Genomic DNA, 20,028 nt, shown 5'->3' with positions numbered 1-20,028 from the left:
GGAGTATTTTTATGGGAACCTGCAATGCATTACAAACAGCTGAAATTTATACGAATGAAAATTTTACGTTAATACAGTTAGAGGAAGAAAGACAGAAATTGAAGAAGAAAGAACTTTTAAAGACTATGCTGACTGATGGAGAATTCAGCATCAAAGGACAATGCGTCATCAACCTTATGATGACCAAGCTGGAAATCATCAATACTTTTCTGTTGATGAAATATAACCGGAATTTTATTCAGATGACGACCGGAAGGCTCAAAAGCTATGACAGCGTCTGCAAAAAAATGCAGAAAAAGGGACTGGATCTGAATTTTTCACAGGCACTGGAAAAAATCAATGACCTGATCGGTGTCCGCGCCGTTTGCTCTTATGTAGATGATATTTATAAAGTTGCCGAACTGATTGAAAAGCAACAGGATATCCGTATCCTCAAAACAAAGGATTATATAAAGGAACCAAAGAAGTCCGGTTATCAGAGCCTGCACCTGATTCTTGAGGTTGCCATGCCTTTTCAGAATGAAAGTCAGTGGATCAAAGCAGAACTTCAGCTTCGCACTGCTGCCATGGATTACTGGGCAAATCTCGATCATCAGCTTCGTTATAAACGTGGTCAGAAACAGGCCGCTGTCATCAACGAGGAACTGCAGAGATGTGCTTCTGTTATCTCCGAACTGGATCAGAAAATGCTGGACATCCGCAAAAGAATTGATAAAATCTGATCAGTGGGCGCGCTGCCGGTGCCTCCTTTATATGCAATGTCAAAAAACGCAGGGGCATGACATCATCGTCAGCTCCTGCGTCTTTTGTATCTCTGCCTGCATGACAGTTCCGTTTTTACTCTATTCCGCAACGAAATGATACAGCCTGCTCTGGAAATCTCCTCTGAAATCTCTCATCAGAAATCCCACTTTCATCAGCATTTCACCGGTGTACACTTCGTCTGTGCCTTCCAGACGGTAAGTTTTGTCCGGATCAAATCCATCAAGGTAGATTCTGCGGCTGTGCACATTTGCCTGTCCAAGCACCTGTACATACGTTACCAGTACCTCGGAACGGTCTTTTGCCGCCGACGCCCAGCAGTCATACAGATGATTTTCTCTGTAGGATGCAATTCTGAAATAGTCTCCCTCACGGATCAGATCGTGATATTTGTGATACATCTGTGTCTGTTCCGGAATCATATTTCTCTCTTCTTCTGCAATCTTTGTGATATCCAGTTCATAGCCAAATGTACCGGAAAGAGCCACATGACCTCTCGTCTTGAACGGTGTCACCCTGCCTACTATATGGTTCGGACAGTCACTGACGTGCGCGCCCATGGCAGACAGCGGATAAATCAGCTCTGTTCCCTCCTGAATCATCAGGCGCTCGATCGCGTCAGTATCATCAGAGCACCAGATCTGTGGGCTGTAATACAGCATTCCCGGGTCAAAGCGTGCACCACCGCCGGAGCAGTTCTCCAAAAGAAGATCCGGGAAGTCTGTCACCAGACGCTCCTGCAGTTCATAAACACCGAGTACATATCTGTGGAAAAGCTCCTGCTGCGCATCTTCGGCAAGATAAGCACTTCCCATATCACTGAGCTGACGGTTCATGTCCCATTTAACATATTCGATATTGGCACTTCGAAGAACGGAAGCCACACACTCATATACATAGTCACGTACTTCCCTGCATGACAGGTCAAGTACATATTGATTTCGGCTCTGGGTTGCCTCTCTGTTCTGAATCTGAATTGCCCATTCCGGATGTTTCTCATAAAGATCTGAATCCGGAGAAATCATTTCCGGCTCGAACCAGATACCGAATTTCAGACCGATCTTATTGACCTGATCGACCAGATTCTTCAGACCGCCCGTAATCTTTTTTTCATTAACAAACCAGTCACCGAGAGAACTGTCGTCGTTATTTCGATGTCCGAACCAGCCATCATCCATGACAAGCATTTCGATTCCGCATTTCTTTGCCTCACGGGAAATATCCAGAAGTTTTTCTGTATTGAAATCAAAATAAGTTGCTTCCCAGTTATTGATGAGGATCGGGCGTTTTTTGTGATTGTATTTACTTCTGATTATATGATTTCTGTAGAAATCATGATAACTCCTGCTCATCTGACCAAGACCTGCCCCTGAATAAGTCATGACAACTTCCGGTGCCTGAAATTCTTCGCCCGGTGCAAGCGCCCATGAAAATTCTTCACTGTTGATACCCATGACCATACGCACAGAATCAAACTGTGACAGTTCTGCCTGTGCAAGGAAGTTTCCGGAATATACGAAATGCATCGCATATACACGCCCCTGTTTCTGCGTAGTTCCCGGCGTCACAAGTGCGATAAACGGATGCTCCTGATGACTGGATTCACCTCTGGCAGACTCAGCGCTCTGTTTGCCGTAATGGAGCGCGCACTGCTGAATATGGCGTTCTCTCGCCCATCCGCCATGAAGAGAAATCATTTCAAAGTCTTCATTGTCCATATCCAGACACGCACTGTAGATTTTCTCGATGCGCACTTTCTGACTGCCATTATTGACTACTCTGGCGCTTCTGGTCAGGATATTTTCTTTTTCAAAAACAGAGTAAGAAAGAATCAGCTCCAGTCCAAGCACCTCATCGCGACAGTGGATATCGAGTGTTTCTACCTCATCTTCTGTTCCGAAAGAAGCCGGAAGTCCGCTCAGTTTATGTTTGCCTTTGTAGATTTCATGAGAATGATAAAAGAATTCACTTCCCATGCATCCGTGACTGTCACGGATGTTGATACAGCTTTCTCTGTAACCGCCCACACCGCCTGACGGAAATTCTTCAGGGAAGAAATCAAGAAACATGGCTTTTTCCCTTTTGTTTACGGAAGGTGTAAAAGGATGCTCCGCCATACGCAGAAGATAATTATCTGCCGGATGGTTCAGCCTTTCTCCATAATAAATATGTCCGAGATATCCTTCCGGTGAAAGTCCGATCAGATATGTACTTTTTGCTGTGTCCAGCTTGAAGATCTTTTTATTTTCATCAAATGAAATCGCCATGAGGTTCCTCCCTTAATTTAGTTCAGACCAAATTCTGCTGCAAGCTTCTTAAATTCCGGCAGAGAATTCTGAATTGTGTCATAGGATACACAATATGCCAGTCTTACATAACCCGGGCATGCAAAAGAGCTTCCCGGTACCATCAGAATGTTGTATTTCTTTCCGGCTTCACAGAACTGCTTTTCGTCTGCGACCGGAGATTTTACGAACAGATAAAAAGCTCCCTGCGGTTTGATACACTCGAAACCGCATTCTTTCAGTCCGTTGTAAAGTGCCAGACGGTTGCGGTCATAAGCAGCCACATCCACCTCTGCGTCCACGCATTTCTGGATGACTTTCTGCATCAGCGACGGTGCATTGACACTTCCGAGTACACGGTTGGCGATTGCTGCTGCCGTGATCACGGTCGAACTGTCCTCAAGCTCGTCCGGGATAACCAGATAACCGATACGTTCACCCGGAAGTGACAGAGATTTGCTGTAGGAATATCCTACAACTGTATTCTTGTAGTATTTTGTCAGATACGGAACTTCCACACCATCGTATGCCAACTCTCTATATGGCTCATCAGAAATCAAATAGATGACGGAACCAAATTCCTCCTGTTTCTTCTCAAGGATTGCTGCAAGTTCTTTGATCGTCTCTTCGGAATAAACGACACCCGTTGGATTATGTGGTGTATTTACGATCACAGCCCGGGTGTTGGCGTTGATCTTTTCTTCCAGTTCTTTCAGATTCGGCTGGAAAGTCTCGGTATTCGGAGAGATTTCCACAAGCTTGCCGTCATAGTTACGTACATATGCACCATATTCCAGAAAATACGGTGCAAAAACGATCACTTCCTCATCCGGATTCAGGATCGTCTTGAGGATGACATTCAGTCCGCTGGCAGCACCAACGGTCATGATCAGATTATGTGCAGAAAAAGCGGTTCCGAAGCGGCGGTTCAGAGACTGCGCAATGGTCTCTCTGACATCCTCAAAACCAGCATTGTTCATATATCCGTGAAGGACTGTCGGTTCCTCGTTATTTACGAGATCAATGATCGCCTCACGTACACAATCCGGTGCCGGAACACTCGGATTACCAAGACTGAAATCATATACTTTATCTGCGCCGTATTTTGCACGGAGACGGTTTCCTTCCTCGAACATCATGCGGATCGCTGAGTTGTTCTGGACAAAAGGTTTCATTTTTTCTGCTATCATAATTGTGCCTCCTCTAATTTTGTTTCTTTTATATTATTTGCGATACCCACGGATTGTTCCGTGCTACGCACTCTCACAATCCTACCCTCTATTCGCATATCGCGGGATTTCATCCCACTTTTATGCTCATATCGGGGCGGGTCCCAAGTTCTTACATCCACTTATGAGCAAGCTCATGTGGATTTAGAACTTTTGACCCTGGTATCTTATTTCTTTTTACTGTGCCCGAAAGATATCCATCCGACAAGAACAAGCATCGCAATACCGATGATCATCCACGGAACCAGATAATTCATTCCTTTCGGCCGGAACATATCATAGTACCCTTTCAGGTAAATAACCGCAACAACTGCCGGGATCACCCAGAGCATGTAATTTCTGATAAATTTCGGAAATTTCAGTCCTGATCCTGTGTTGGCTTCTTTGATAAAATTGTCCCATCCCCATCCATTCTTCGATGCACAGAAAATGACGAAAACTACAGAACCAAGCGGCAGGATATTATTGGAAATGATAAAGTCCTCAAGATCCATGATGTTGGTTCCTTCACCGAGAATCTGGATACCGGACCATGGTCCGAATCCGAGGATTGCCGGCATGGAAAGAATGATGATCAGTACAATATTAAACACAACTGCCTTGTTACGTTTCCATCCCCACAGATCCATTGCAAAGGACAGGATATTCTCAAATACAGCAATGACCGTAGACAGTGCCGCAAAAGACATAAACAGGAAGAACAAAGCTCCCCAGAGTCTTCCGCCTGCCATCTGGTTAAACACGTTTGGCAGTGTGATAAATACAAGTCCCGGACCTGCCCCCGGCTCTACACCAAATGCAAAACATGCCGGAATGATGATCAATCCAGCCATCAACGCTACAAATGTATCAAGGATCAGAATATTGACACTTTCGCCTGCAAGCGTACATTCCTTACCCATGTAGCTTCCGAAGATTTCCATCGCACCGATACCAATGCTTAATGTGAAGAATGCCTGAGAAAGTGCACCGAAGATCACATTTCCGAGACCTGCCTCACGGATGTTGTCAAGGTTTGGCACCAGATAAAATTTCACACCTTCCATTGCACCGTCAAGTGTCACAGAATGAACTGCCAGCACAACGATCAGTGCAAAAAGACAGATCATCATCACCTTCGTGATGCGCTCGATTCCGTTCTTAAGTCCAAGTGAACATACTCCAAATGCAAGAAGAACTGCTGCGATCATCCAGCCGGTCATAGTACCTGTCGATGTCATCAGATTGGAAAAGAACCCACTGACCTCATCAGAAGATGCTCCACTCAGCTTACCGGTTGCCATAACATAACAGTAATACATCATCCAGCCGGCGACCATGGTATAAAACATCATCAGCATATAGTTACCGATCATTCCCATATAACTGTATTTATGGAAATTGGAACCCTCCGGCTCCAGTTTGTGAAATGCTCTCGCTGTACTTAATCTGCTGCTTCGTCCTACAGCAAACTCGCTTACAAGGATCGGCAGACCCAGCAGCACCAGAAATACCAGATAGATCAGGATAAAAGCTGCCCCGCCATATTTTCCTGTCATATATGGAAATTTCCATACGTTTCCAAGCCCTACGGCACATCCTGCGGAAACCAGAATAAAACCAAGTCTTGATCCAAATGTTTCTCTTTCCTTCAAAAAATTTCCTCCTCTGTTTTGCCATAACATACTTTGATCGAAGTTGCTTTTTATTTCAATTCGTAACTGTTCAGTACCCTCACAGTTACGAGTCAAAATGCATTCCAAATCACCTTCGGTGATAGCATTTTGCCTTATAGGTCTCGGGATTTTGGCAAAAAACATGCCAAAACGCCTCGCGGGATACTACCTTCTGAATAGTTACTTCAATTCAATCTTTTTCATTATAACACAGGGACAGTCCAATGTGAACTGTCCCTGTCGGATATCAGGATTAACTTTTCTTTTACATATCATATCACGTCATCCTGCGTATATTCTCTTTTATTTGCTGTACAGATAATTGCCGTTTGACGCATCATCGATATTAGATGCGTCAATCCATTTCGGCTCAAGCAGAACATTTTTTTCTACAGAAGCCGCCTGTGCCGGATCTGTAGACATAGCCCGTGCTGCAGCTATGATCGTCTGATAGCCGATATCATATGGATCCTGTGATACGGTCCCAAGCTCCTGTCCGTCCGTGATTGCCTTCTGCTGTACGCTTGTCGCATCTACACCTACCATAACCGGCGTATTTTCTCCTTTATCCAGTCCAAGATACATATCCGCCACATCTTCATTGGTACAGAATACTCCATCCAGATCCGGGTAACGCCTCAATACATCTGCCATTGCCTCTGACATATCATTGACCTTATCGGTATATAATTCACTTACAATTGAAATTTCCTCGTAATCTGCCAGTGCTTCCTTAAATCCTTCGACACGTTTCTGTGAGCTCTCCGTTTTTTCCTGTGCAGAAAATACTGCAATCTTACCTGATTCTCCGATTGCATTTACAAGTTTTTCTGCTGCAAGCTTACCTGCATATGCATTATCTGTGCCACGGAACGCTGCTACCAGCTCATCGTCACTGACATTGGAATCAAAAACTACAACCGGAATGCCATTCTCACTGGATGCCTCAAGCTGTGCCTGACAGGATTCAATATCTCCGGCTGACATGCACAAAACGGTAGGATTCTCTGCAATTACCGCATCGAGCGTATTAACCTGAGTTTCAATATCCTGCTCATCCGAAGGGCCCTCGAAAGTCATAGAAATTTCATCATCGGATGAAAACTCATAGGCTTTATTAATATCCTTAACTGCATCTTCCATTCCCTGATGGACAAGTTTCCAGTATTCTCCATCTGTAGCCTTGCTCACAACTGCAATTCTGCTGCCAGCCCCGAGTGTGATCGAAGTATCAATCGCAGCAACTCTGTCTTCCTCTGTAGTGTCGGTCTCTTCTATAATCTCTTTCTGCTCTTTATCACTTTCAGACAGTTCATCTTCGGCCTGCACATCTGAAATAAAATTACCAAAGCCGCCCATCTTACCATTCTCGCCTGCCGCTACGACTGCACCGGCAAGAAAAAGCACCGCAATAGCTGCTTTTTTCATTGTATTTTCCTCTTTTCTACTATAAAATTTACACCAATGCGATTCTTTTCTACATTATACACATTTTCATTTTTCCGTCTATAGATTTCATAGTTTTTTCATTTTTTCGGAGAAAATACGGCAATTTCACTATATTCTGATTCAGATATTTGGGAAACCTGCAAAACATTCTCCTTTCGGAGTTACCTGAAATTCCAGTTTCTTTCCTGTGACCGGATGTCGGAACACAAGATGACAGGAACACAGTCCCAGCGGAAGTCCTGAAGAATCCTCCGGATTATATTTCCGGTCTCCGAGAAGCGGCATTCCGGCATGTGCCATTTGTACCCTGATCTGATGATGGCGGCCTGTTCCAAGCTGTATCCTGACCAGAATTCTTTTTCCGGTCGAAGTCCGCTCATCTGAAACTTCATTAAGTACTTCATAATCCAGAACTGCTTTTTTTGCCCTATCGGTTTTTGATGTAACTACTGCAGACGTATTTGTTTTTCCGTCTTTCTTCAGATAATCCTCCAGATGTCCCTGCACATTCTCCGGTTTCTGATCTGTTACGGCAAGATACTCCTTCGTAACGCTTCCTGATGTGATCTGACCTGTCAGCCCGGCAGCCGCCCTTTTGTTTTTTGCAAAAACAAGCACCCCTTCCACCGGCTGATCCAGACGATGAACGATCCCCAGATATGGCATTGTCCCCGGATTTTTTGATGCCAGATAATTTTTCAGAGTGCTTTCCATATCTGGTATCCCGATTCTCGCACTCTGCACAGCAATGCCTGCCGCTTTGTGGCAGACAATGATTTCTTTATCCTCATATAAAATCATATTTTCTATATTATTCCACATAAAAAAACTCTCCTTTAGTGCTTACCGCACTTTCTATGGAGAGTATAACGTAAAAACTATCTTTACACAACAGTAAGACGGTCATCACTTTTTCTTATAATTAACTTCTCATAATCTAAAATGATGACCGTCTTAACAATCTTCGCTATTCAATTTTAATTAACCTCTTTGTTCTTTCAAAACTTATCGTCTTGTTTACTAATTGAAATCCTTGATACCTCTTTTAGTATACTTCATTCAATTATCTATATTTAGTTTTTATATTTATTAATTATCTTTTTATCTGATATTGTGTCTTTTGGTTTCTTGTAATTTCCTGCTCATAAACGAGATGATTTTTATCATTCGGTTCATTTAGAAAGTTGATAGAGTTTAAATTATAATTTACGGATTATAATTTAATTTAGAAATATGAAAGTATCTTTTCCTTCTGATTAGAGCAACCCCAAACTTAACTGCTTAAATTTCGAACTGTTTTCATCGGGAATAAGACCCCATTGATTTCTGATGTAATATCTTTTGTGAGAAGATATTCTTCTGATGCAAAGCTTCGATTCATATAACTCACATCATCTGGATCTCAACTTTTAAAAATGTTTCTTTACACATTTCTAAAATTCTTTGTATCAGGTTCGTGACAGTTATTCAATATGAGTGATCGATTCTATGTACCTGTAATACTTTTTGTATGATTCATTACTTTCGGAAAGTCCTGTTCACCAGGTAATATTTTAAATATTTCTTTCGAATGTTCTGTAATGATCGGTATAAATAATGGATAATTTATGTATCAGGTCTTTCTTGCAGGAAACTCAATCTCTGTCACTTCTCATATTGATATGATGTGTGGCTAGTGTCCCAACGGTATCACCTTACCCTTTCTTTTCGATTTCATTCCTTTCATGTAACATTTATTTATACTATGAATTGAATGATTTTTTATTTTGTTTGATTTGTTTTTCTCTTGTTTTCTTTTGATGTCATTATAATAGCACCGTCCAGTGCATTTGTCAACACATTTTTCGATTATTTTTCAAATAATTTATTTATATATATTTTAGTTTGTATTTATTTAGCTATTTTTATATATTTTATATTAATTTCTGATAATTTAAGCAGATCATAAAATTTATATCAACTCCTAATGAATCCTTACGTCTAAAATGAAAGAATGCATACCTGTGTCTGAAAACGAAATCTTACAATGATCTAAACGAGCGAAATTGAACTTTCGGTCATAAAAAATGAACGCTTGTATTGACCTGAAATCGCAAAAGTTGTATCTAAGTCATAGAAAATCAACGCTTTCTATGACTCACAAGCGCAAAAGTATTATCTAGGTCATAGAAAATCAACGCTTTCTATGACTCACAAGCGCAAAAGTTGTATCTAAGTCATAAAAAGCCGGAAAATATCATGACCGAAAAGACCTAAAGTAATATTCAGGTCAAAAACTGCAGCTTCTCTGTTCAGATGTCAAATGTATGTAGTTGACGGATCAAAAATAAATGAATCAGATTGTCGAAATACCCGCCGCCTTTCCTCCCCATACTAATAAACAGACAGGACGCCATCCATACAGAAACCTCAAATACTCATGAGTACTGCGTTATGTGATACATGCTTAGCTTCTGCCACCAAGCTCGCTGTCTGAGCGTAAGCGAGTTCGAGCGACTGGCAGATCATAAGCGCATGTATCACATAGCAGACGCAATGGTATTTGCGGGGCTGTGTGGATGGCGTCCTGTCGTCTTTATAGCAATATATATTTATCCTCTGTTGTAATTAATCAGACAGCCTTTCAGGATGATCTCACGCTCATCGTCAGTCAGTTCACCCAGAGTTACCTGGAACTCTTTCAGGCCTTCTTCTTTTACTACATAACCTGTGATGCTGTCAGCCTTATCTGCAACGGCTTCTCGAACCTCAGGGAAGAACAGATAATCTCCGTTCGCAAACGGAAGCTCTCCCTGTGGAATCAGGAATGGAAGCATACCCCAGTTGATCAGGTTGGAGCGATAACGCTTCGTTGCGTATTCATTGGCAATATTTGCCCATCCGCCAAGAACCTTCTGACAGGAAGCTGCCTGCTCACGCGCAGAACCATCACCAGGTTTTACTGCAAAGATCGTACTTCCGATACCGATGTTTTCTTTGCTGATATCTGCAAACTGTTTCTTAATAGCTTCCATAACAGGCTTCAGTTCCGGTACTGCCTCTGCCGGACATTCTCCTGCCTCCAGAGCTTTCTGTGCTTTCTGGATTTCCTTTGCGCGTCCAACGTATGCCGGATCTTTACGGGACAGAGTAAACTCAGCCAGTCCAAGCGGGTTGGAGCGGAAGGAGGAAGTTTCACCTGACGGGATCAGCTCATCCGTTGTTGTAACCGGATCATGAATCTCAGATACAACCTTCAGCACAAGATTGTCTGCAAGTGCAGGCATCTTCGGCCAGTCTTTGATGTTTGGTCCAAACTGGATCTCCACGCTCGGATCTGCAACACCCTTACTGTCAAAAATACGGTTCTCATAAATCGTCTTGTCGAAGAAGTATTTCTGATGTGTATAGTTTCCGTCAAATTCTTCTGCGGAAGTCAGGAAACCTTTGTTTGCTGCTGTTGCTGCGATAGATCTTGCATCCATAAGAGCAACAGAAGAAATCTGTCCGTTCTGAACTTTGGAGCCTTCACGGTTCGGGAAGTTTCTGGTCGTATGACGGATACTGAAGGCATTATTTGCCGGTGTATCGCCTGCGCCAAAGCATGGTCCGCAGAATGCAGTCTTAACAACAGCACCTGTCGCAAGAAGGTCTGCAAGGACACCGTTTCTTGCAAGTTCCATGTATATCGGAGTACTTGCCGGATATACGCTGAGTGTAAATGCATCTGATCCGATGCTTGCGCCCCGAAGAATGTCAGCTGCCGCACAGATATTTTCAAAACCACCGCCTGCACATCCTGCGATGATTCCCTGCTCTACATAAAGCTTTCCGTCGATCACTTTGTCTTTCAGAGTATATGGAACTTTGCCATCAAGGCTGATCTGTGCTTTCTTCTCAACATCATCCAGAATATCGTAAAGATTTGCTTTCAGTTCATCAATGGTATAAGTGTTGCTCGGATGGAACGGCATTGCGATCATTGGTTTGATCTCACTTAAATCGACTTCCACGCAGCCGTCATAATAAGCTACTTTACCTGGTTTCAGTTCTTTGTAATCTTCTTTTCTGCCATGGATCTCATAGAATTCTTCAATCTTTTCATCTGTCTGCCAGATAGATGAAAGACATGTAGTCTCTGTTGTCATAACGTCCACACCGATACGGAAATCAGCGCTCAGTCCTGCAACACCAGGTCCTACGAATTCCATAACTTTATTCTTTACATAGCCGTTGGCGAATACTTTGCCGATGATTGCAAGTGCAACGTCCTGCGGTCCTACTCCCGGACGCGGTTCCCCTTTCAGATAGATTGCCACAACACCCGGCATATTGATGTCATATGTCTGGGAAAGGAGCTGTTTTACAAGTTCTCCGCCACCTTCACCCATAGCCATGGTACCAAGCGCACCATAACGGGTATGGCTGTCTGAACCAAGGATCATCTTGCCGCCGCCTGCCAGCATTTCGCGTGCAAACTGGTGGATAACAGCCTGATGAGGAGGTACATAAACTCCGCCATATTTCTTCGCACAGGTCAGTCCAAACATATGGTCATCTTCATTGATTGTACCACCAACTGCACAAAGAGAGTTATGACAGTTTGTCAGTACATAAGGAACCGGGAATTTCTCGAGTCCTGATGCACGTGCTGTCTGAATAATACCAACAAAAGTGATATCGTGAGATGTCAGCTTATCAAATTTAATCTGGAGCTTTTCCATATTTCCGGAAGTATTGTGTGCTTCAAGAATTCCGTATGCCATTGTATTTCTGGCCGCTTCTTCTCTGGATACCGGCTGATTCATACTGCCTTCTTCAACGATGTCATGACCGTTCACCAGATAAACGCCACTGTCGTATAATTTCATTAACAACTCCTCCATTCATAAAAAATATGCATCCTGTATTTTGTAACGATGCAAAATATATTTCCATTAAGCTTACTGTTCACTCCGCTCATAATAATTATTATACTTTATCTCGCTAAAATCTGCAATGAATTTTCTTTACATATTTCTTTACTTATCTGCAAAGAATGGCTATACTGATTTAGAAAATATTTCTGACAGGAGGCAGCTATGTTTCGTTTATGGGGAAAAATGTGGGAAAGTAACCACTTAATAAAAGATATTGTAATAGATGATGATTCCGAAGATACCAGAACTCACAAGATTTTTCATGCATTGCAGGAGATCTGCTATGAATTCGACCTGGAAAACCCGATCTGGCTTGACAACAATATTGCTGATTTTAAGCGTCATTCCAGAACCAGGTTTAACCAGGACAGTTTTATAGAACATATTTCTTTTGATTATCTCGAGATCCAGGTGATTGAAGAAGACTGATCATACGATCCACTTCTTCAATACCGGAATTTTCTTTATGATCACTACCGCCCCAAAGCTCAGCGTAAAGATCAGTACGATCACGATCGGTATTGCTATAAATGTATTACTGATCATCATACTGTCAATACCTGCTTTGTGGAGAAGTGATCTCACCAGCACATGGATAAGAAAAATTCCGAATGTGCAGCTTCCGACAAAGCAGATCCTTTTTTCCTGCTTTTCATTCCATTTGATCTTTGAAACATGATTTTTGAAAAATAAAAATACAGAACTGCCCCACAGAAAGGCCGCAATAGTGTAATTCTCATAAAATTTCTGTACATCCGTTCCTGTCTGCTGTGCCCTGATATAACAGAGCAGGATGGCCGCACCGATTGACAGGATTCCCAGTATATAGATCAGTTTTTCGAGCTTTTTGGATACTCCATACTGATACAGATAGTGTCCTGTGATATAATATCCGACAAATCCGGTAACCATCTGCGGCTGCACGGTATTCAAAAGGTTCATCACATGTTCTCTGCACGGTATCGGAAAAGCTTTGACCGTATATGGCAAAAGCTTAAACAGCAGGTACAGGAGGATCATATACTCTTCCCATTGTTTCCCGTTCTTACTGTTGACAATCTCCCAGAGCATTGGCGTGATGATAAGAAGTCCGATCAGCATCGGCAGATACCACAGATGAAAATAGGGATCTGATATCATAACCAGAAAGCGCTTGAAAAAAGCAACTGATCCGAATTTCAGGCTTTCGTTTACCAGACTGCGATAGAGCGCATAAAACACCTGCCAGAATACATATGCTACTGTAATCGGCAGAATATTGCGCATCCAGAGCTTTTTAAGATTCCATCTCCGTTTACGGTCAAGATACAGACAACCGCTGATCATCACAAAACACGCAACTGCAAAGCGGTTGATTCCATGGTAAAAATTAGTTACTGCCCATACAGATGTATTTACCGGCACATCACGAAAATGCTGCGAAGCCGCATGAATACCGATAACACCAATGCACGCAAAAATACGAAGCAGCTCTATCCAGATAATTCTTCTTTTGTTCATTTGTACCTCCAGATTTCTCTGTGTTTATTCCATAAATTCCCGTATGATCTCACGCATGATTTCTTCTTCCTCAGGACTCAGCATTTTGCTGAAATGGCTCCCGGTAGCTGCTGTCTGGCGGATGCTGGATGCGATTCGCTCAACCATTTCTTCCCTGAGAACCGGATCTGTTTTCTGCGCCGTCTGCTGCGGTTCATATTTACGCGCTGTGGGTGGATTTTCCCTGCGCGATCGCGCCTGAAGGATATAATCCGCCAGGGAATTTGTCACCAGTTCTTCTTTGTACGAAAAGTCCAGCGCCTGACGCAAGATCAGAAGCGCAACCGGAACTGCCGTACCGATATACAGATACTGCAGCGGAAGTCCTCGCTCCGATCCGAGTTTCGTAACAAAAAAAAGCGACAGCCCCAGGCATGCTGTAGATAACAATGAAGGAATCCAGACCAGAAGATTCATTCTGTTCAGAAGCTTATCCCTTGTTTTCCACAGATTCAGCCATTTTTCTCTCAGGTTCGTTGTCGCTTTTGTCTTTCGCATGGTTCTTCTGTAAGTAAGGTGTACTGCCAGCATCCCTACTCCTCCTGCTGTTCCGAGAACAGCCATCAGATAGAGCAGTATATGCAGATTCATGATTCGTTCCAGCATAAGCCCTCCTTGTTTTACAGTCTGTGAACAGTTATCCGTTAAACACATTCTACACCTCTTAAGGCCTGTATGGAACAAAAATCGTTCGTCAAATTCCTGCAGAATTTTACATCTTTTCCAGTGCATCTACCACTTCTTCAAACTTCATAAAATGAGACGCCTTTACGAGAATCGTATCTCCTTTACGGACATATCCTCCAAGGTTCTTAAGAAGAGATTCTCTGTCTTTTTCGTAATGTACTTCGAAGTCCGGATCTGCTTTGCGTGCGGCTTCTGCAATATGTAAGGAAAGCTCTCCCACACAGATACAGACATCAATACCACATTTTGCAGCATGCTCTCCGACTTCTTCATGCAGAGAAATCTCATTCTCGCCAAGTTCTCCCATGTCTCCGAGGATTGCCACTCTTCTTCCTTCTCCATCATGAAGTACATCCAGAGAAGCTTTCATAGACATCGGGTTGGCATTGTAACAGTCGTCAACAACAAGGAAATTCTCTGTCTCAATCATCTTGAAACGTCCACGGATCGTCTCCAGACTTTCAATACCTCTTTTGATCTCCTCGATCGTAAGTCCGTAGATTCTGCCGACAGCAGCTGCTGCAAGCGCATTGTAGACCATATGGATGCCCGGTGTCGGCACCAGTACATCAAAAGCATCTTCGCCCATATGAATGCGGCAGGAAACGCCTTTCAGCCCCCTGCTCACGATCTGGTCTGCATAAACATCACGCTTCGCATCCAAACCGAAAAATACCGGTTTCACACCATGATAGCCCTCAACCGTTGCCAGTTTATCATCATCCCCGTTCAGTACAATATGACCGCTCGGCTGCATGGACCGGAAGATTTCTGTCTTTGCTTTGAGAACTCCATCTCTGTCACCAAGATTTTCCAGATGACAGGTTCCGATATTTGTGATCACGCAGGTATCCGGTTTCGCGATCCGGGTAAGTCGTGTCATTTCTCCAAAATCACTGATTCCCATTTCCAGAACGGCGATCTGATCGTCTTCTCTCAGACGGAATACGGTCAGTGGCAGTCCAAGTTCGTTATTAAAGTTTCCCTGTGTTTTCAGGGTACGGTATTTTTCTTTCAGTACAGATGCGATCACTTCTTTCGTGCTGGTCTTGCCAACGCTTCCGGTAATTCCGATTACCGGAAGCTGAAGCTGCTGCAGATAAAATTCTGCAATGTCTTTTACTGCCTGCAGAGAAGATGTAATCTGAATATAAGGATAGTCTGCATCCGAAAGTTCTCTCTCGGAAAGTGTCGCAAGTGCACCCTTCGCCATGACATCCGGGATAAAACGATGTGCATCAACGCGCTCTCCCACAATTGGTACAAACAGACAGTCCTTCTCAATCTTACGGCTGTCTGTGGTAATTGCAGAAACTTCACAGTCGAGAAGCGCGTCATCGCCATGCCAGGTTCCGCTGCACACCTCTGTAAGATTTCTTAAGGTAAGATTTTTCATTTATTTTTCCTCATTCGTACTTTTTCATTGAAACTCTGATCAGTTCTTCGCACAGCGTTGGATAGTCCATACCAAGTACTGCTGCCTCCTGCGGGATCAGACTGGTAGGTGTCATTCCCGGAAGAGTGTTTGCCTCGAGACAGTAGATTTTTTCATCTTTTGTTACGATGAAATCAAGACGGCCATAGCTTTCCATTTCAAGTGCGTGATAGCCTTCTACCGCATATTCCTGAAGACGTCTGGTCAGTTCTTCGGAAATCGGTGCCGGACAGGTTTCTTTCACTGCGCCCGGTTTGTATTTATTCTCATAGTCATAGAATCCCTGAACCGGAACGATCTGTACAACCGGATATGCTTTACCATCCACCACCGCAACCGTATACTCAGTACCCTCGACAAATTCTTCTACGACAACTTCATTTTCATAGGTAAATGCTCCATCCAGAGCTTTTGTATAATCAGCCTGATTATCTACAATATAAACACCAATGCTGGAACCTCCACAGCATGTCTTGACTACAACAGGGAAATCCATGCCAAGCTCCTGCAGTGTCTCCACGCGGTCTTTTTTCTTCATGGCTTTGCCGCCCGGTGTCGGTACACCGCGCATCTGGAACATGGCTTTTGTAACACCTTTGTCCATCGCCATCGCACTGCTGAGATAGCCTGTTCCGGTATACAGAATTCCCATCAGGTCAAATACAGCCTGCAGTCTTCCGTCCTCGCCGTTGGATCCATGCAGTCCGAGGAAAACAAAATCCGCTTTCTTACAAAGTTCCAGAACATTCGGTCCGAAAAATTCTTTCCTGCTCTTTTTTAACTCTTCGATATGCGGGTTAAAACTCTTGATGTAGGAAACTGCCTGCTCTACATCATAGCTTTCCGGAAAAGGATCTGCCCAGTCTACATTCTCCAGTCCGCAAAAAACATCGACGAGAATTGCCTGATGATTTTTCTGACGCAGCGCACTGCAGATTCCTGTGCCGGATACGATTGAAACATCCCTTTCTGTACTTGTTCCCCCTGCTAATACAACAATTTTCATATTATCACCTCTCCTGAAACGCAAAAACCGCTGCAAAGATCCCTCTCAGAATCCCTGCAGCTCCTTTGCTGTACTGGTTACACTGTTTTGTCTTTTCGTAACTGTTCAGTACCCTCACAGTTACGAGTCAAAATGCATTCCAAATCACCTTCGGTGATGGCATTTTGCCTTATATGTCTCGGGATTTTGGCAAAAAACATGCCAAAACGCCTCGCGGGATACTACCTTCTGAATAGTTACGTCTTTTCACAGTTATGATCACTTATATATGACAACCGGTATTCCGGATTCTACTGTCTGATAAATTGTCTGTGCCTGTTCCTCAGGTACAGCTATGCAGCCTTCTATACCCGGCGACGAATCCGAAAATACGCTGGTTCCACTGCTTTCATCATCACTTCCGAAAGCTGCGATATCCGCGTCATCTGAAAAGTCATATCTCGTTACATCCAGACCTGCTTTTCCATATATGCCGGTTTTGTCTGTAAATGGCATCCAGAAATTTACTGTTTCACCAGCCCCGCCGCCGGGTACTGCGGAAGATTCTTTTTCTCCCAGTGCATATATACCGGTCGGTGTGCTGCTGTCTGCCACCAGCCCGGTATCCACCACCGGACTTCCACTCTGATATAATACCATTCTTTGGGCACTCAGGTCAATTTCAATATAAGAATATCCTATATCATTTATCTTTCTGCTGGATGCTTTCTGTTCATAAACCGGTTCCCGCACCTCAGTTTTTTTCTCTGTGATGTCTTTGTACAGTGCATCGGCTTCTTTTTGCCGGTCGATCACCCATCCGTAATTTCCACCGGATACGGTGATATCTCTGTTATCGTATGTAGAGAATGTCCGTTCTGTACCTGCCGTATCATATTTACCGGCAAGCTCCGCCACATAAGCAGCTACTGCATCCTTACTCACGACCAGATTATCATTTTCATCTCTGTCAAGCATGCCCTTTATCACAGAACGATCTACTGTCTCCTTGCGGTCACTGAAATCATAAGTCACCACAACATCGGTCAGATCATTCATCTGCTCACAGTCCTTAGTAAGATCCGATGCATAGGCTGTCGGGTTGATATAACAGCCGTCTTCTTCCAGATCTGCAACTGTACGCCCCGTCTTAACCGCATCGGAAATATCTTTTGTCAGTTTTTTATAATCAATCTTTGTACCCTCAATCTCAGGAACGACTTCAAAACCGTCCTCCAGCTCTCTGATGTATGCATCTTCCGGTTCTACATTATTCTGAAGGCACTTCAGGCTGTCGATCTTCGCCTTAAACAGATCTTCGTCATACGATACCGATGCCGGCAGTTCATAAGTCTGCTGCTGGCTGAATGCGAGAAACCAGATAAAACGATTCTGATCATGAAGAAGCTTTCTTACACTTCCATCTGATGTATATTGGAGATTAATTTCTTCCGCCGTGATTCCTTCCTGCCCGTCTCCCCTTGTACGGACTGCAAGTGCATAAACTGCAGTCTTTTGTTTCAGAAGATTTTCGGTCTCGTCCTCAGTCATGTAAGAACAGTTAAAACCATTCACCTGTGACCCTGGAAGAAAGTGACCGGTAAAATAGTATACACCAAAAAAGTAGGCGCCTGCGGTAAGCAGGAGCAGTACAATGATTAAACCGATCAGTAGTTTTCTTCCTTTGTCCATACTCTTGTTTTCTTCCGTCATGGCGCCTCCTTAACGTTCGTGGCTATGAAATTTTATTATTGCTGTTCAGCTCAGAGTTTATTCTGCCAGAAGTTTCTCTACGCTGGCAAGTTTTACGCAGACAACGAAAACCTTCGCAGCCTTTTCCAGCTCATCAATTGGCGGGAAAGACGGAGCAATACGGATATTGCTGTCTTTTGGGTCTTTGCCATATGGGTAGGTAGCTCCTGCTCCGGTCATTACGACACCGGCTTCTTTTGCCATTGCTACGATTTTCTTTGCGCATCCCTCCATGGATTCGAAGGAAATGAAGTAACCTCCCTTCGGAGTTGTCCATTCTCCGATTCCGAGTCCGCCGAGTTCTTTCTCGAGAGTTGCCTCTACCATTTCAAATTTCGGACGGAGGATTGCTGCATGCCTGCTCATGTGTGCATGCACACCGTCAAGATTCTTGAAGAATTTTACATGACGGAGCTGATTCAGTTTATCATGTCCGATGGTCTGTACTGTAATATATTTACGAATATCATCAAGGTTTGCTTTTGATGCAGCTAACGCAGCGATACCGGAACCCGGGAAGCTGATTTTGGAAGTTGAAGTAAATTTATAAACCATATCCGGATTGCCGGCTTTTGCACATTCATCCAGAATCTCAAGCAGGAAATCCTGTTCTTTTTCGTCATCATAAAGATGATGTACGCTGTACGCATTGTCCCAGTAGATACGGAAATCCGGTGCTGCCGGTTTCAGACGTGCAAAACGTTTTACGGTTTCTTCGGAATAGGTATATCCCTGCGGATTAGAGTATTTCGGTACACACCAGATACCTTTGATTGCCGGATCTTCGCTTACAAGTTTCTCAACCATATCCATATCCGGGCCTTCCGGTGACATCGGCACATTGATCATCTCGATACCGAAAAATTCTGTAATCTTGAAGTGGCGGTCATATCCCGGAACCGGACAGAGGAATTTTACTTTATCCAGTTTGCACCATGGAGTATTTCCCATAACACCATGCGTCATAGAACGTGATACAGTATCAAACATAACATTCAGGCTGGAGTTTCCGTAAATGATAATGTGTTCCGGATCTACTTCGGAAATCTCTCCGAGAAGACGTTTGGCTTCCGGAATACCATCCATAACACCATAGTTACGGCAATCAACACCAGTCTCACATCTCAGGTCTGTACTGCTTGACAGAACATCCATCATATCCATGGAAATATTCAGCTGATCAACTGACGGCTTACCACGTGACATATCAAGGGCCAGTCCCTGTGCCTTAATTTCTGCATACTGCTGATCCAGCTCTTTCTTGAGAGCCTGAAGCTGTTCTTTACTCATCTCACTGTATTTCTGCATATTCGTCCTCCTCGTGCCGCTTCCAGAATCCTGTCCCGGCAAAA

At 43.5% G+C, this 20,028-nt stretch carries 14 protein-coding genes; 2 read left to right on the top strand and 12 right to left on the bottom strand.

Going from position 1 to position 20,028, the window contains the following annotated elements; genetic code table 11:
• Positions 1-11: 11 nt before the first annotated feature.
• Entirely contained in the window at positions 12-722 is a 711-nt protein-coding gene (locus tag H8Z79_RS00210; protein WP_015541776.1) for a GTP pyrophosphokinase, read from the top strand.
• 120 nt (positions 723-842) lie between these two features.
• Here the strand turns inward: H8Z79_RS00210 and H8Z79_RS00205 are convergent, their stop codons facing one another.
• The 6 genes from H8Z79_RS00205 to H8Z79_RS00180 form a co-directional block, all read right to left on the bottom strand.
• The gene (locus tag H8Z79_RS00205; RefSeq protein ID WP_118039284.1) at positions 843-3,029 is read right to left on the bottom strand and encodes an alpha-galactosidase; all 2,187 of its coding nucleotides are present in this window, start codon (positions 3,027-3,029) and stop codon (positions 843-845) included.
• Between the two features lie 17 nt (positions 3,030-3,046).
• A complete protein-coding gene (locus tag H8Z79_RS00200; protein ID WP_015541774.1) occupies positions 3,047-4,237 on the bottom strand; it encodes a pyridoxal phosphate-dependent aminotransferase in 1,191 nt (396 codons plus the stop codon).
• Positions 4,238-4,443: 206 nt separating this feature from the next.
• On the bottom strand, positions 4,444-5,940 hold the full coding sequence (locus tag H8Z79_RS00195; RefSeq protein WP_118039429.1) for a sodium-dependent transporter: 1,497 nt from the start codon (positions 5,938-5,940) through the stop codon (positions 4,444-4,446).
• Between the two features lie 294 nt (positions 5,941-6,234).
• Positions 6,235-7,359, bottom strand: coding sequence for a substrate-binding domain-containing protein (locus tag H8Z79_RS00190; protein ID WP_015541773.1), 1,125 nt, complete (start codon positions 7,357-7,359; stop codon positions 6,235-6,237).
• A 141-nt stretch (positions 7,360-7,500) separates the two neighbouring features.
• A complete protein-coding gene (locus H8Z79_RS00185) occupies positions 7,501-8,202 on the bottom strand; it encodes an RluA family pseudouridine synthase (RefSeq protein ID WP_015541772.1) in 702 nt (233 codons plus the stop codon).
• A gap of 1,769 nt (positions 8,203-9,971) precedes the next feature.
• Positions 9,972-12,230, bottom strand: coding sequence for a hydratase (locus tag H8Z79_RS00180; RefSeq protein WP_118039283.1), 2,259 nt, complete (start codon positions 12,228-12,230; stop codon positions 9,972-9,974).
• A 210-nt stretch (positions 12,231-12,440) separates the two neighbouring features.
• Between H8Z79_RS00180 and H8Z79_RS00175 the strand changes: the two genes are divergently transcribed.
• Positions 12,441-12,707 carry a hypothetical protein gene (locus tag H8Z79_RS00175; RefSeq protein ID WP_118039282.1) on the top strand — a complete coding sequence of 89 codons (267 nt, stop codon included), beginning with the start codon at positions 12,441-12,443 and terminating at the stop codon, positions 12,705-12,707.
• Here H8Z79_RS00175 and H8Z79_RS00170 read toward each other — a convergent pair whose 3' ends face one another.
• From H8Z79_RS00170 to H8Z79_RS00145, 6 genes are all read right to left on the bottom strand, one after another.
• Complete coding sequence (locus tag H8Z79_RS00170; protein WP_118039281.1) at positions 12,708-13,778, bottom strand: acyltransferase; 1,071 nt, start codon at positions 13,776-13,778, stop codon at positions 12,708-12,710. It abuts the gene before it with no gap.
• Positions 13,779-13,802: 24 nt separating this feature from the next.
• A complete protein-coding gene (locus tag H8Z79_RS16785; RefSeq protein WP_015541768.1) occupies positions 13,803-14,423 on the bottom strand; it encodes a hypothetical protein in 621 nt (206 codons plus the stop codon).
• Between the two features lie 106 nt (positions 14,424-14,529).
• Positions 14,530-15,900 carry a UDP-N-acetylmuramoyl-tripeptide--D-alanyl-D-alanine ligase gene (locus tag H8Z79_RS00160; RefSeq protein ID WP_118039280.1) on the bottom strand — a complete coding sequence of 457 codons (1,371 nt, stop codon included), beginning with the start codon at positions 15,898-15,900 and terminating at the stop codon, positions 14,530-14,532.
• Between the two features lie 10 nt (positions 15,901-15,910).
• Entirely contained in the window at positions 15,911-16,945 is a 1,035-nt protein-coding gene (locus tag H8Z79_RS00155; RefSeq protein WP_015541766.1) for a D-alanine--D-alanine ligase family protein, read from the bottom strand.
• A 258-nt stretch (positions 16,946-17,203) separates the two neighbouring features.
• Positions 17,204-18,637 carry a L,D-transpeptidase family protein gene (locus H8Z79_RS00150; protein ID WP_118039279.1) on the bottom strand — a complete coding sequence of 478 codons (1,434 nt, stop codon included), beginning with the start codon at positions 18,635-18,637 and terminating at the stop codon, positions 17,204-17,206.
• Between the two features lie 57 nt (positions 18,638-18,694).
• Positions 18,695-19,984 (bottom strand): PLP-dependent aminotransferase family protein, encoded by a 1,290-nt coding sequence (locus tag H8Z79_RS00145; RefSeq protein WP_015541764.1) that lies wholly within the window; start codon positions 19,982-19,984, stop codon positions 18,695-18,697.
• Positions 19,985-20,028: the final 44 nt, after the last annotated feature.

Origin of the sequence: Blautia intestinalis, assembly GCF_014297355.1 — a bacterium.
Classification (GTDB): Bacteria; Bacillota; Clostridia; order Lachnospirales; family Lachnospiraceae; genus Blautia_A; species Blautia_A intestinalis.
The sequence above is the reverse complement of the archived record's forward strand: the minus strand, read 5'-3'. Positions and strand labels throughout refer to the sequence as shown.